Origin of the sequence: Desulfotalea psychrophila LSv54, assembly GCF_000025945.1 — a bacterium.
GTDB lineage: Bacteria > Desulfobacterota > Desulfobulbia > Desulfobulbales > Desulfocapsaceae > Desulfotalea > Desulfotalea psychrophila.
Genome location: NC_006138.1, coordinates 3214655 through 3229323, shown reverse-complemented (window position 1 = coordinate 3229323; position 14669 = coordinate 3214655). Strand labels below are relative to the sequence as shown.

Sequence of the window (14669 nt, the reverse complement as noted above, 5' to 3'; positions counted from 1 at the left end):
ACAGCAAGCAGATAGGCGTGCAAAGCCTGACCTAGATATAAAATTATCCTTACAGGTCTCTGCAAACGCTATCTCAGCACTAAAGTAGCCTTTGCGGGTTCGTGCAAGAGCTGTCTACTCAAGAAAACAGTCTTTGCAGGTTCGTGCAAGGGTTGTCTACTCAAGAAAACAGTCTTTGCAGGTTCGTGCAAGGGCTATCGGAGCAATAAAATGGTCTTTGCGGGTTCATGCAAGGGCTGTCGGAGCAATAAAATGGTCTTTGCAGATCCCTGCAAGGGTCATTTTATTGATTTAGGGCTTTGCGAGCTTCTGCAAGAGGGCGACCGCACGAAGCTCTATTCCGCTGTAAAATCGTTGCAACACTGTCTATCTCCTCTTTGCTTGTCAGTGCTTAATTGCTTTTGTCATTTTGAATTGATGATGTACCAGTAAGGCTAAAACGACTTTATCCGAAGCTTTAAGCATTATACTGTCCTACTCCTACAATCAGCATAGAAGCTTCGTTCTTTTTCTGGTACAAATAGGCTATGAATCCCAAATACCGAGACATAATAGATGCTGCTTTTTTTTTCCATCTTGACCGGCAAAAAAACTGGCAGGAACTCCACAAGCGGGATCGAGCTCTTTTCCTGGAATATGTGCCAAAAGATGGACAAGAAGATTCAGCAAGACTGCTCTCAATATGGTTAGCCGCTCAACGAGGCAAGCAATGTATCGATACAGAAAGCATCGGTACCATTGTCTCAAAGGCTCTCAGTCGCATCCATCTCATCCTCTTGGTCATCAGTTTCTTCGTTGGTATTTCTGCCACTACTACTTTTTTATATTATTCCGGCACTACACCTATCAATATATTTTCATTTATAATTATCTTCATCGGCAGCCAGCTATGCACCATAACGCTTGCCCTTCTCGTCAGGCTCATTCGCTCGCTTGGCCAAGGGCAGAAGTCACTGTCACCGCCACTGATACGATATTGCCTTGCCCTCTTCACCTCGTTTTTGGCAGGGCCATTAATCGCAAAATTTCCGGCAGAGAAACGATTAAACTATGAACATGCACTGGGGATTCTCAAACAAAATAAAGGCTATTCGGTTGACCTCTCCTCTCTCTTTAATCGTATACATCAGTCAGCTAGCATAAGCCTCAACATCGGCCTTCTTTTTGGCGCTCTGTATAAAATTATCACCTCAGATATCGCTTTTGGCTGGCAATCTACTTTGAGACTGAGCACTGAATATATCCAGACCATGGTGCAAATTGTCTCTGCCCCCTGGAACTGGAGCAGCCTTCTCGCCCACGCCAACCCAACCCTTGAACAAATTGCCGGTAGTCGGATTATTCTAAAAGATGGTATCTATCACTTAGCAAATCAAAACCTCTCATCCTGGTGGCCGTTTCTTATCCTCTGTCTCTTGACCTATGGTCTTCTGCCCCGGATACTTCTCTTTTTAATTGCCCTCTTACAAGAGAGAAAGAGTCTTCAGTCATCCACCACGCGAAGAGCAGAATACCAAAAACTCTTTCACCGGATGCGCACCCCCATCTATGAGCAAAAAAGTGAGAAAGAGCCGGGACAAACCATCGGTGCCGATGCAACAGATAAGGATCGTCGGTTCTCTCATACAGGCGACGAGCAATCGCAAACTGGCCACCAGGCAACAGTTACAGTACTGATTGCAGCAGACATCAGAAATGCCCGCCATGATAATATACTCAAGACATTGCTCCTCCAGCATGGATATAGAGCCGAACGGTTGATCACCTTTATGGCCGACTACGCTTCTGACCAAGAGATTGTCGACCAACTTGCTCTGCAGAATAGCAAGCAGCACTGTCCTATCTTCATTGTAATGGAGGCTAATATGGTTCCCCTCACCGAGTTCCTCTCCTATGTGCAAACAATAAGAGAAAAAACCCAAACCACAGTTGAGGTACTACTTGTTAATAGTTTGGCAGATGGTTCACTGGTCAGTCCAAAAGAGACGGAGACCCTGCTCTGGCAACAAAAGATCGCCGGACTTGGTGATAGTTTTATCCAACTTTTCCCAATTACATTAGGTGAAATTCAATGATTCCTGAATTTGCCATCATGGGACATCCCAACGAGGGGAAGTCATCGGTTCTATCAACTCTGGCAGAAGATGATTCTGTACGCATTAGTAGCAGCCCCGGAGAGACGACTCTCTGCCAATCATTTGTCATCAATATTGACGATCAGGATATTCTTCGTTTCACTGATACACCGGGATTTCAAAACCCTAATAGAATCCTTTATGAGCTCAAACAGTGTACTGGCTCGCCGGCCGCAAACCTCAAAACTCTGGTAAGATCATTACAGGATATTCCCGAACTGAAACATGACATTGAGTTGCTCAAGCCACTTTTACGGGGTGCTGGTATAATCTATGTTGTGGATGGATCAAGACCAATAAAAAATGTTGATCTGAGCGAAATTGAAATTTTACGCTTAACAGGGAGACCACGAATGGCGGTAATCAACTGCAAAGATAACCGTCAGTACCTGGAAATATGGAAAGATGAGTTCAGAAAAACTTTCAACTCATACAGGGTGTTCAATGCACACCATGCCGGATACAGAGAACGGATTCATCTCTTTGAAGCACTTAAGTCCATTGAACAGGACTGGCAGGAACCGCTACAGCGAGCACTCCTTGCCTTTAAGCAAAACTGGCAGGATCGCACCCAGCGCGCAGCTGAACTTATCAGTACGATGCTTGGAGAATCTCTGAGCTTCTCTTTAGAAGGTAAGATCGGAGGAAACGAAGGAGAAGATGTTGCGCGTCGCCATCTCTTTGATCGATATAAAAAGCAGTTAGAGCAGATGGAGAAAACTGCGCAGAGCAGATTGCGTGATCTTTATAAGCATAATATTTACAACTACACTCTCCCGCCTAACCCTTTACTCAGCGATAATCTTTTCACTGCGAAAAATTGGCAGTTATTAGGGCTAAGCAAAAAGCAATGTATGCTCCTGGGTGGTCTCAGCGGTGCAGGTTTAGGCGCTGGAATTGACCTTGCCTTTGCCGGACTCACCTTTGGGATTTTTACCGCAGCGGCTAGTGCAGGTGGGGCCGTGGCTGCTCTCTTCACCGGACAAAAGGCAATAGAAAAAAGTTCCACCATAAAGGGTATACGGATAGCCAATGAAACGATCTCAATAGGTCCTGCTAAAGACATTAGGCTTCTCTTTATTCTGCTCAATCGTTCTTTTCTTTTTTACCAACAGATTGTCAACTGGGCCCATGGCAGACGGGACTCTCTGTCATCTGAAAGCAATTTACCAGAACTGGCAAAGCATAATTTCACCCAAGAGTGGTCAAGGGCAGAGCTTACACTCTGTAAGAAATTCTTTAACTGCACAACAAAGCAGAAGATAGATCAAGGTGAAGCAGCGCAACAGGCCTTTAATGAACTGCTTCTTACCATGCTTGAAAAGTTACAAAAATAGTTCTCCGACACGCTACTCTTCTGGTTGTAGTTCAACCCGAGAAGAAGCCGAACCATCTTCTAACCTGGTGACGGAAAGTAGCACCTTTCCTGCAGCAACGCCTTGTTTCTCCACCAGATACTTTTGGATAATCTGTGCTCTGAGCTGGCCTAGTTTAAGCATTTTTTGACGCTGCTCTTGAGATAAATCGGCCACCAATTGACCTTCTCGGCCAAGCTCAAGGGCAACATTAGTCACGGGAACAACCTGAAGGTCAGAATTTGCCTTGCCCTCTTTAACGATCTTACCGATTCTCTGCAGATAATCTTTCTGATCCACGCTCAGCTTCTCTTCACCCTTAACAAAGTTTACCGGTGGCAAATGTACTTCTAAGATATTCTGCCCAATCTTCATCCCCACATAGGCAAGAGCGCCGTAGGGCCCAAGGGCATACATCAGATAAGAACTGGCGGCAGGCACAACAGCCTTACTGAGGGCTGTTATAAAGATGTTAGTGAGGTTAAAATCCAGTTTGTCAATGGGTCCACTGATCGGAATACTGAGCGCGATATTGTCATCACTATCTCTCAACAAACCAAGAGCTGTGTTTAAGGGTACGGGAAGTTTATTGTCGAGTTGCTTTGCCAGTTCTGGTGCCACGGCTTTAGTAACCAACTTTTTAAAGAGCAGTTTATTTTCAATATCAACCTCACCCTTTTCCAATTTAAAGGTACCTTGCAACTTCAACTGTCCACTCTCCAGTCCCGTACCTACCGCCTGCACCAGATAGGGAGAGAGGTTACGTAAAGGATAATTTCGTAACTTGAATTGCAACTGGGCAGATACGCTCTCTTCAGGCTTTTTTGTAAATGGTCGTATTTTACCTGAAAGGGTGAACGGGGCACGTTTTTCGAGGAGTGCCTCCACCGTTATCAAGGTATCCTGCTTTGCATTCAAGGTATCGATATTTTCAATAAGGAACTTCTTAAAGACTGTTTCACTACGATAGGGAACAAGTAAGGTATGGTCGGTGAATAGGATCTTGTTGTCGCCCACTAACTCAATTTTATCGACCTTAACGCCTGGAGTAGATTTCTGGATTCCTTGGGCAGGGACTTCCCTATGAACTTCTTCGCCAGTCTGACCTCCATCTACTTTACTCTCAATATCTTTCAGACTTGCTATCAACTTGGCTAAGTTAAGATCTCCCTTTGTATCCCTCTCCAGTTCAAGAGACAATGCCTGAGCAACCAACCCTTTTAGCTCAACTCCGGATTGAGGAGACCAGGAGAAACCAGTAAAGGTTAAGGCTTCCAACTCTCCATTATGCTGATCTTTTTTGTCAACAGGAAACAGCTGGAACCCGGCAAAGCTTCCCGCCCTTGAGGAGACCATATATTTTGGTGTGACAGTACTTTCAGTGAGTGTAATCTTTTGCAGTTCCAGTGCCATCCTTTTGGCAATAGGAGAGTAGATGCTAAGGCCGTCTATGAGTGAGGTGCCAAGATGCACACCATCACGTCCAACCGATAAATCATTGCAGGCAATACTTGCAAGGCCTATATCCAGAGGCATAGTGCCAGGGAGAGCATATGCAAAACCCTTGGCGTTTACCTTGCCGGCAAGTGCCAGGGAGGCAAAGATATCATCTTGCACTGGAGAATAGGAGAGGGTCCCAGCCCAACTGGTGTTCTTGAGATGCACCTTGAGCGGGGAAGCTCCTGCCTGTGAGTATGAAATATTTTCGAGTTGAAGTGTGCCTTTGCTAGAACTGGTCGTAAGGATGCCATTTTTATGGCTAATGTTCCCCTTCCAGGTGAGCTGGTCATGGCCATAATCCATTTCACCTACAAGAACCTTAAACCCTTTACTGACAAAACTTCCCCTATGAGTAATCTGCAAGGCCGAACTCAAATCAATATCGGTGGAACCAGCAAACTGAACATCTTGATTGGTAAGTGCCAAGCCAGAATCAGCCATTTTAATATTCATTCCACCAAGGGTGAGATCGCCATCAATAAGATAATGTTGCGCATCCTGCTTATTTCCCAGTGTACCCTGCCACTTTAAATGTTTATGTCCATAAATTGTCCCTGTCTGTTTTACTATTATACCATCTGAGATCAGGGTTGAATCGCTGGTAAGAACGACACCTTTCTCAACGAGATGGACTTTTGTTTTACCCTTAAAAGAGAGATGCTTATTATCCACAGAAAGTGATTGTTGGGTGAGATCCAGGGCAATGCCATCAAGAAGCAGTGCGCCATCTATAATAAACTGGCTCCATTCGTTTTTCGCATCCACAGTTCCTGACCAATGGGTATGATCAGACAGGTAGTTTATATCCTTCATTTTCAGATGAGTTTTGGCTAGATTAACATCACCATCGTATCGAAAAGCTGTCGTATCACTCTTCATCTCAAATTTAAACTGACCAGCCATGGAGAACAGCCCTGCAATCTTTTCTAACTGTCCTACTAATAGGGGTGATAAGCTTGCCGTATCAAAATCCAGCAAATTAATCTGCCCCGCCACCATCAGATCAGGTAGAACCCGTAACTTTCCAGCTTCGAGAACAAGCGGTGTCTTATCAATTTTACCCTTGAAATGAAAATCAGCGGGAGCAGCAGCCGCTGCTGTTGAAAAATTTGTCAGTTGCGCATCATCAATGGTGACTACTGTTGAAAAGGTGGGGCTTATAAATTCAACTGAGGAGTTGGTAATATGCACATCATCGACGAGGATGGTCCAATCCGACCCCTTACTCTCCTCGATTGGTTTATTCTCTTTTTGTTCGGGGGTTGTGTATGAGGCAATTTTCCACTGCCCATCTTCCTCCTGTTTTACCTGAATGGTGACATGGTCATAATAGGTCCTTTCGATATGTATCTCTTTACCAAACAGGCCTAAAATGTCAAATTTAAGCCCCGAACCATCGGTTGCAAAAAGCATCTTCTGTGCACCCTGTACGTCCACGCCTTTAACATGTAAGGTGCCGGTGAAGAGATTAAGCGAAAGTGACGAGATGACAGCCTCCGCTGCACCATTTTTCACCAGCCACCACTGTACGCCCTGTTTCACTGCAAAGGGCAATAGGAGTACAAACAATAAAAAAACAGTGGCAATAGAAACGCCTACACGGACACCCCGTTTTCCCCATGCCGTAAGTAGCCTTTCCTTGCTCTTCTTAATAGAAAAATTCATAAGCACCTGACTCGAAAAATATATTTATAAGCGGAAAACATAAGGGTTCTGAAGTTTATGATAGCTTAAATTCTGCTACTTTTAAGCTATCATGCCAAGCAAGGTTTTGCCGAAAGATTTTTTTGGATTTTTGCGCTGGCAATGGGCAAATCGATTGGAAATCCTGGTCTGATGCTACTTCAGCTTTCCTAAAGGCCCCTTGTATACTGGTGACAGGTTGTGGGGGAGATGTTCCTTTTCAGTATTTCTGCTGAATCGGCCTTATCATTGAGATGATCTGCAAAAAGCCTTATCAGGTCGATCTTATCCACCGCCCTCTCTGTTTTGGTCTCTATGTCCCGCAGATCAATAAAGAGACTGGTAAAGAGCCCCTCTGTGTCAGTTGCTATATCCGTATTGAGGAAATGAGTCTCATGGTAGGCATGGTGGTAGTTGCCCTTTGATTTTTCAATGAAGATGGTGCCATCTTTCAGATTGGAAATCGAGGCGGTTTTTTCGCAGCCCTCTATGCAGCTCTCGTCCATCCTCTTTTTTGCACAGCCCGTGATCTGTTGAAAGAGGCACTGTCTGCTGGTGAGGAGGAGGATGGGGTGATAGATGCTGTAGTAGAGGTCAAATCCCTCGGGCCTTTTTATGGCTTTTATCTGTCTCCCGTTAATCTCATTTGAGATAAACGCCCCGGAACAGTTAAACTTTTCCTTTAAAGAGAGGAGGCTAAAAGAGTTCACCGTATTGAGATGGGGGCCTGCTACCCACTTAATCCCTCGCTCATAGGCGGCAAGGGCTATTCCTGTATTATCCGTGACAATACCCTTTGGTTTGACTCGCTCAAGAAATTCCACCGCAGTACGGTAGTCATCTCCTATCAGGATGGAGGGGAACCAGGGGATCAGTTTATCGTTTTGGCAAAAGAGATCAATAAATTTTACCAAGCTGTTTTTGAAATTACTGGGTAGTTGAAAGTAAACATCCGCCGAAGTCTCCCGGCAGAGATGGATATCCTCTGCGGAGGAGATCAAGAGGGAGAGGCAGGGCCTCTCTGTTTTGTCATCATGTTTTTTTAAGCGGGGCAGATCAATGGGAGCATGATGCGCCCGTTCTCCATTGAGTTTGAAGAGGAGCTGGCTCTTAAGGGAGGTAAGTTCCTTGAAGGGGACAAAGAGATTCTCTTCAAGCGCGTCCAGTTCCAGGGTTTCAATGAAATATTCCGTATCGTTTACTGCCTTGAATCTGGAGAGTAATATTTCGTAATCAAGAACCTGGTTGGCCCTGCCCTTTTTTGTGGCTATGGCCGTGATGGCCCTGCCAGTCTGGGCAAGCTCAGTCGTTGAGTAGAGGGTGAAACTGGTATCAGGAGTCGTGACAGATACCTTTAATTGGGCTCCAACCTTTCCGGAAACGCTTATTGTTAAGGGCGCCCTTTCAATGCTGAGTTGATCTATTCTCGTCCTGACATCATTTATGATCTCTGTTTTCAGATCATAGAGTTCTTTCTTGGCCCTTGTTACATTCTCATCGCTGGCACCGCCGTATATCTCCGCAAGATGGAGGGCAGAGTTATCTCTGGGGTTATCAATAAACATATTCCTATTAATATCCCCTTTAAGAAAGGCATTGGAAAAGCCCCGATTAAAGACCCTGTGCAGATTTTCATCGTCTTTTAGCAGTTCTTCCTTGTTGCTCAGCCTCCGGAGCTGTTGCCGCCAGGAGTTGACCACCGTGTGCACATAGTGAAACTTTTTTATTCTTCCCTCGATCTTTATGGAGTCCACCCCGGCCTCTGCCAGCTCCGCCAGGTCAGCATATGCTGAATTATCCTTAAGGTTCAGGGGAAAGTTTTTAGCCCTGACGGTAGTTAGATATTGGTCCCTGCATGGCTGACTACATCTGCCCCGATTGCCGGAGTTGCCGCCTAGAACGGAGCTGAGGTAGCAGATACCTGAAAAGCAGATGCAATTTGCTCCATGGACAAATACCTCTGTTAAGAGGTCGTGCTCATGTCCCGTTCTGGCTAAGCTTTTTATCTCATTCAGGTTCAACTCGCGGCAGAGATTGACTCGGGTAGCCGTAAGCCGCTTTAGAAATTTTATCTGCCCCTCATTATGGCTTGTCAGTTGGGTGGAGGCGTGGATCTTCAGGCTGGGGAAATATTTTTCGAGCAGGTAAAAGGCTCCAAAATCCTGGACAATAATACCATCTAAGCCGGTGTTAACCAGTTTGTTCAGGAGGTTTATCAGGGTGGGTATTTCACTCTCGATGATGATGATATTGAGGGTGAGGAAGATCTCACAGCTGTTCTTATGGGCAAGCCTTAAGATTCCATTCAGCTCTTCAATGCCTATATTTTCTGCCCGGTTTCTGGCGTTAAACTTGTCCAGACCACAGTAGATAGCATCTGCTCCGGCTATAATGGCCGCCTTGATGGAGTCAATGTCTCCGCCCGGTGCCAATAATTCAATTTTTCTTTTCATGACTCTCTTCTAACCTGCCGGTGCTCTGGGTGGGGATAAGTATAATGCATTGAAAACAAACAGTTTTGTTGTGAGTGGGGAATATCGATAGCCTACTCGGGGAACAAGATACCAGATTTCTCCACTTCCTAAAACAGCAATGATGGCCCCGCCCTGGCCGCGAAGTATTTCCTTCTCAGTAAGCCTGAGAATCGCTCCTTCACGGGAGGGTGGATTGGAAAGAAGCTGACAGCTTATAGCTTACAGCTTGGTGTACTCTCCTTTACGGGAGCGTGGATTGAAACCTCGCACCTGTTGAGGTAAGGCCCGGAATTTTGCTGAAACGGACAATATCCAGATGGGCAAGGCCTGAAAACCTGAGTAATCGAGCAATATATAGAGAGACAAAGGGCAAAACATTGAGGGGGCGGGGCGTGAACAAACGTATAAAGCTCAAAAACTTGAGTAGTCGAGCAAGATACAGATGTATAAAGCCTGAAACTCCGAGGAAAGAGACAATATACAAATGTATAAAGGCTGAAACACCGAAGCAAGAGACAATATACAAATGTATAAAGCCCGAAACACCGAAGAAAGAGACAATATACATATGTAGACGACCTGAAAACCCGAGTTGGCGGACAATATACAGATGTAGACAGGGCAAAACCTTGAGGAGATGGTGAATTCAGATCCATACCAAGGGGAAGCCCATGTACTAATGGCACTGAATTTGGTTGGGCGATCTCCATTGGTCCGGAGCTGAGCAGCGGGAAAATTTGCGCGAGAGGAGTTTGACTTGTTTGAGCGAGCCATCTTAACCTCTCGTGGGACTTGAGGCGCACTGCCGAAGACCGTAGTGGCAGGGCTCCTTTCTTTTGAGTAAAAGAAAATGAATATTGGCCAATGAATGAGTAAAATCGAAACAATTCAAACCGAAGGTTTAACCCTCACGGGAGCTTAGGTTAAAAAGCAGCTGATAGCTGAGATCTTACAGCTGCTCTTTTTTCTCTGTTTCACCAACAAGGCCTGATGCAACCGTCTAAAAGGTATATAGAAAGTTGATATTAGCACCTAAGATGCTGTTGATATTTTCTCCAGCCATTAGATTAGCACCAACTTGTAGGCTGAAGTTCCCATTTCGTGCGCTTATTCCAAGACCAAGCTTGGCGAGATCACGACTGTCATAGGCTGACTCCTGGCTTACTGATATTCCGTAAAGTGAACCCGTACTCGTTACATTCGAGGTATCTAATGCCCGTTCATAGCCTATCACTGCGGAAGGCTGGAAGACCCAATTGCCAAGTTGTCGTCCATTGAGATCGACGCGCAGTTCGGCTAATAAACTGGGTATTGTTTCGGAAATACCATTGACCTTAAGAGCCAGTTCGCTCCCCTGCTCATCGAATCTGTCAAGGTCGATATGGGCGACGAGCAGGCCAAGCTGTGGTGTGATCGTAAAGGTACCTCTCTCAAAAATATTACCAAGGTCAATACGGCCACTATAAGTTTTGCCATCGGTTTTACCCGTTGCCGTGCCAAGGCCATAATCCAGGGGCCGGGTACTCTTATAATCAAGGGCGCCGGCACTGAACCTGACCCCCATATAGGGTCCCGTTTCAAGTTTTGACAGGGCATAACGTCCACCAAAGACGACAAGATAGTTGTCGATGTCAGCGTCGGCGCTGGCACTTTCGACCTTGTTTGAAATATAGCTTGCACCTGCATAGGCGCTCGCATTCTCATTAAAACGATGTGTCCCGCCAACAATCAAACCAGAGCTGCGACTATCACTGCTTGCTATCCCAGAACGGCTTGACACCTCCTGGTTTTCTGTAAGACCTGATAGCCATGCCTTGCCTTCACCGAATTTGAGATTTTGACCACTGGCAAGGGTTGTTAAGGCATTATCGATTAATTGTGGTTGGCGCAAGAGATATGCAGCTGCATCGGCATGCACCTGACCACCTACTCTGGTTTCTACGCCACTCAAGGTGCCAGCATCAATAGCTGCCTGTAGATAATAGTTGTAGTTTGAGTATTGCCCTGAAAGAGGTGAGTTCTGTAAACTGTTGAGAAAAGTTGCGCCTCTAGCAGCATTACCGGAAAACTGAGCTTGGCCGGGTAGGCTCTGGTAGTAAACCATTTTGGCCCGGAGGACATAGATATCAGCCGGTGTTAAATCCAAGCCCTGGAGCAAATACGCTTGCATTGACCCATAGGAAGTGACCACCTGCTCAAGTGCCGCCTGCAGATAGCTCGCTTCTACTCCCAAACGCAATTTAAGAATAGGCCACATTGATTCAGGATAATCTTTTAGAAATTTATTAACAGCTGTCTCCATATATAGATTGGTCGCGAGATAATCATTCATGATAGTCGCATCTGAGACGCCGGCAATACTTTGCAGGACGGCACTCACCCAACCTGTTCTATCCTTGCCACCAGTGCAATGGTATAGGGCTGCCTTAGGAGTTTTGGCCAAGTCGAGAAAAATATTTTTCAATACCTTTCTCTGGCCTTCCTCGGTTATGTATTCCCGATAAGCGTTGTGGAAGCTCACCCTAACATCTTCTGGGGTAATGTAGGACAGATGGGGAGTATCTTGGGTACCAAAGATATTATGATATACTTCATTAATACCAAAAGACATGTCTGGAGCGTCTTGAATTTCTTTAGGAGTTCTTAAATCGATAATGAGCGAAAGCCCAAGGCCAGAGATTGTATTGAAATCGACCGAGCTAAGGTTAAAGAGCTTTGGAGAACGATAAAATACTCCTGTTCTCATGATGCCTTCATGGCTGGTATCATTTACAAAACCGGTTCCACCATAGTTTTTTGATATTCCTGCAATGTCTCGAAAGTTACTGGCACTGGTTAAGTATGGCGTCGAGATCTCATTTTCTGCCCAGGCTGGCGAATTGGACAAACAGGCAAATAGTATTGAGCCAATAATAAATCGTCTTTTTGTAGCCCTGCACATCTAACAACCTCCTGGCTTAATATGGATATGGGTGTTTTTTTACTGATGAACAATGCCCTAACAAGGCGATCATTAATAAATCAGGGCAGTGGCTTATGAAACGGGGCCACTTCTGCCACCATGCTATATTTTTTGGTTTTGATAATTACACTCCCACATGTCTCCAGCATTTGCCAAGAGGGAGTGTTTGAGATCAAGAATCTATTATTGTGTTTCACCACCAAGGCCTGATGCAACCGTCTAAAAGGTATATGAAAAGTTGATGTTAGCACCTAAGATGCTGTTGATATTTTCTCCGGCCATGACATTAGCCCCAACTTGTAGACTGAAGTTCCCATTCCGTGCGCTTACCCCAAGACCAAGCTTGGCGAGATCACGACTGTCATAGGCTGACTCCTGGCTTATGGGATATCCGTAAAGCGAACCCGTACTAGTTACATTCGAGGTGTCTAATGCCCGTTCATAGCCTACCACTGCGGAAGGCTGGAACAGCCAATTACCAAATTGTCGTCCATTGAGATCGACGCGCAGTTCAGCTAATAAACTGGGTATTGTTTCGGAAATACCATTGACGTGAAGGCCCAGTTCACTGCCCTGTTCATCGAATCTGTCAAGGTTGATATGGGCGACGAGCAGGCCAAGCTGCGGTGTGATCGTAAAGGTACCTCTGTCAAAAATATTACCAAGGTCAATACGGCCACTATAAGTTTTGCCATCGGTTTTACCAGTTGCCGTGCCAAGGCCATAATCCAGGGGCCGGGTGCTCTTATAATCAAGGGCGCCGGCACTGAACCTGACCCCCATATAGGGACCAGTTTCAAGTTTTGCTAAGGCATAACGTCCACCAAAGACGACAAGATAGTTGTCGATATCAGCGTCGGCGCTGGCACTTTCGACCTTGTTTGAAATATAGCTTGCACCTACATAGGCGCTCGCATTTTCATTAAAACGATGTGTCCCGCCAACAATCAAACCAGAGCTGCGGCTATCACTGCTAGCTATGCCAGAACGGCTTGACACCTCCTGGTTTTCTGTAACACCTGATAGCCATGCCTTGCCTTCACCAAATTTGAGATTTTGGCCACTGGCAAGGGTTGTTAAGGCATTATCGATTAACTGTGGTTGGCGCAAGAGATATGCAGCTGCATCAGCATGTACCTGACCACCTACTCTGGTTTCTACGCCAGCCAAGGTGCCAGCATCAATAGCTGCCTGTAGATAATAGTTGTAGTTTGAGTATTGCCCTGAAAGAGGTGAGTTCTGTAAAGCGTTGAGAAAAGTTGCGCCTCGGGCAGCATTACCGGAAAACTGAGCTTGGCCGGGTAGGGTCTGGTAGTAAACCATTTTGGCCCGGAGGAGATAAATATCAGCCTGGCTTAATCCCAAGCCCTGAGTCAAATACGCCTGCATCGACCCATAGGAAGTGACCACCTGATCAAGTGCCGCCTGTAAAAAATCTTCTTGCACTCCAGCAAGTATCCTGTAGGCAATCTTTTTATTAGGATCCGTGATCTTAACCAGGAATTCATTTATATATTTTTCACTATATAGATTGGTAGCCAGATAATCCTTCATAATAGTCGAATCGGAGACGCCGGCAATACTTTGCAGGATGACACTCACCCAACCCGTTCGATCCTTGCCACCGGTACAATGGTATAGCCCGGCCCCTGGAGTGTTGATCAGATCCAGGAGAACTAATTTAAATTCAGCACGCTGCTTATAATCAGTGATGAATTTCCGATAAAAATCGTGGAAATATTTTGTCATCTCTGTTGTGGAGTCTATTAGCGGAGGGGAGTCACCAGGAATTGGCGGAGAGACTGGAGGATTAATGGCGTATATATTATGATTTACTAAGCTGGCTCCAGGTAAAGGTAGGTCAGGAGCCAGCGAAATCTCATAAGGACTCCGTAGATCGATAACCAGCGAGATTCCAAGAGCAGAGATTGTGTTGAAATCTTTCGAGTTGAGCTCCTGGAGCTTTGAGGAACGATAAAACACCCCTGTTCGCATAAGGCCTTTATATCTGGTATCATTTACAAATCCGTTTCCGCCATGTGTCTCTGATATTCCGGCGATATCTCGAAAATTGTTGGCTGTTGGCAATAATGGGGTCGAGATCTCATTTTCTGCCCAGGCTGGCGAATTGGACAAACAGGCAAATAGTATTGAGCCAACAATAAATCGTCTTTTTGTAGCCCTGCACATTTAATAACCTCCAGGTTTGATATGGGTGTCTTTTCCTGACGGACAACTCCCTAACAAGGCAGTAAGTTTAGCTTAACTGCTTTTGGTTGTTAAAGTCTAATGAAATAAAGAATCAATGTAGATAAAATGACACATTATTAATCTCTTCATGGAACAATTTTTTCTGATCGTAACAGGGGTAGTGTTGCAGGTGATCTGGAGATGTGTGTATTGGCCAAGAACAATTATGGGGTGGATGTCGGGCTGGATGAGTACAATAATTGGAACAGGCTGAACGTTGAACAGTGAGTGGGAGGTGGATCGAAAAGAAGCTGTAAGCTGTAAGCTGATAGCTTACCACGCCGCTCCACCCCAAAAGGGGAGAAGAGCG

6 protein-coding genes are annotated in these 14669 nt (G+C 45.5%); 2 read left to right on the top strand and 4 right to left on the bottom strand.

The annotated features are described in order from the left end of the window. The first annotated feature begins 527 nt into the window (after window positions 1-527). On the top strand, window positions 528-2075 hold the full coding sequence (locus DP_RS14470) for a DUF2868 domain-containing protein (RefSeq protein ID WP_011190095.1): 1548 nt from the start codon (window positions 528-530) through the stop codon (window positions 2073-2075). Beyond that, a complete protein-coding gene (locus DP_RS14465; RefSeq protein WP_011190094.1) occupies window positions 2072-3472 on the top strand; it encodes a GTPase/DUF3482 domain-containing protein in 1401 nt (466 codons plus the stop codon). The genes DP_RS14470 and DP_RS14465 overlap by 4 nt, the downstream gene beginning before the upstream one ends. A 12-nt stretch (window positions 3473-3484) precedes the next feature. On the opposite strand, the gene DP_RS14460 is transcribed toward DP_RS14465, so the two are convergent. The 4 genes from DP_RS14460 to DP_RS14440 form a co-directional block, all read right to left on the bottom strand. Then, window positions 3485-6655 (bottom strand): DUF748 domain-containing protein, encoded by a 3171-nt coding sequence (locus DP_RS14460; protein WP_041278066.1) that lies wholly within the window; start codon window positions 6653-6655, stop codon window positions 3485-3487. Window positions 6656-6843: 188 nt separating this feature from the next. Continuing rightward, window positions 6844-9126 carry a peptidase U32 family protein gene (locus DP_RS14455; RefSeq protein ID WP_011190092.1) on the bottom strand — a complete coding sequence of 761 codons (2283 nt, stop codon included), beginning with the start codon at window positions 9124-9126 and terminating at the stop codon, window positions 6844-6846. Between the two features lie 1021 nt (window positions 9127-10147). After that, the gene (locus DP_RS14445) at window positions 10148-12088 is read right to left on the bottom strand and encodes a tyrosine-protein phosphatase (RefSeq protein ID WP_011190090.1); all 1941 of its coding nucleotides are present in this window, start codon (window positions 12086-12088) and stop codon (window positions 10148-10150) included. A gap of 240 nt (window positions 12089-12328) precedes the next feature. Next, the gene (locus DP_RS14440) at window positions 12329-14299 is read right to left on the bottom strand and encodes a tyrosine-protein phosphatase (protein ID WP_011190089.1); all 1971 of its coding nucleotides are present in this window, start codon (window positions 14297-14299) and stop codon (window positions 12329-12331) included. Window positions 14300-14669: the final 370 nt, after the last annotated feature.

Bases quoted from the DNA above. Each gene is read 5' to 3' on its own strand.
- DP_RS14470 (WP_011190095.1), top strand. From the start codon at position 528: ATGAATCCCAAATACCGAGACATAATAGATGCTGCTTTTTTTTTCCAT.
- DP_RS14465 (WP_011190094.1), top strand. From the start codon at position 2,072: ATGATTCCTGAATTTGCCATCATGGGACATCCCAACGAGGGGAAGTCA.
- DP_RS14460 (WP_041278066.1), bottom strand. From the start codon at position 6,655: ATGAATTTTTCTATTAAGAAGAGCAAGGAAAGGCTACTTACGGCATGG.
- DP_RS14455 (WP_011190092.1), bottom strand. From the start codon at position 9,126: ATGAAAAGAAAAATTGAATTATTGGCACCGGGCGGAGACATTGACTCC.
- DP_RS14445 (WP_011190090.1), bottom strand. From the start codon at position 12,088: ATGTGCAGGGCTACAAAAAGACGATTTATTATTGGCTCAATACTATTT.
- DP_RS14440 (WP_011190089.1), bottom strand. From the start codon at position 14,299: ATGTGCAGGGCTACAAAAAGACGATTTATTGTTGGCTCAATACTATTT.